1 protein-coding gene is annotated in these 541 nt (G+C 68.6%); it reads left to right on the top strand.

Features of this window, described 5'->3' with window-relative positions:
- Window positions 1–164: 164 nt before the first annotated feature.
- Window positions 165–541: arsenate reductase ArsC (locus tag ABD466_RS44335; protein ID WP_344663337.1), on the top strand; the 377-nt coding region annotated here is incomplete at its 3' end.

Below are 541 nucleotides of genomic sequence, written 5' to 3'. Positions count from 1 at the left end.
CTGCCGGGCAAGCGCTACCTGGACTGGACCGTCCCAGACCCCGAAGGCCAGGACATGGTCGAGGTCCGACGGATCCGCGACGAACTCGATCTGCTCGTCACCGACCTGCTCACCTACCTCCCGGACGCCGACGGCGCCCCGGATCACCCGAAAGGCAACTCTTGATGTCTGAGACCAAGCCGTCCGTGCTGTTCGTCTGCGTCCACAACGCCGGCCGCTCCCAGATGGCCGCCGGATTCCTCACCCACCTGGCCGGGGACCGCGTCACCGTCCGCTCCGCCGGATCCGCCCCCGCCGACCAGGTCAACCCGGCGGTGCTGGAGGCGATGAAGGAAGTCGGCATCGACCTGTCCGACGAGACCCCCAAGGTGCTGACCGACGAGGCCGCCCTGGCCTCGGACTACATCATCACCATGGGCTGCGGCGACGCCTGCCCGGTCTACCCCGGCAAGAAGTACCTGGACTGGGTCCTGACCGACCCCGCCGGACAGGGCGTGGAGGCCGTCCGCCCGATCCGCGACGAGATCGAAGGCCTCATCAA

The organism is Catenulispora subtropica, from assembly GCF_039531675.1.
Taxonomy (GTDB): domain Bacteria; phylum Actinomycetota; class Actinomycetes; order Streptomycetales; family Catenulisporaceae; genus Catenulispora; species Catenulispora subtropica.
This window is presented reverse-complemented; position numbering and strand designations above follow the sequence as displayed.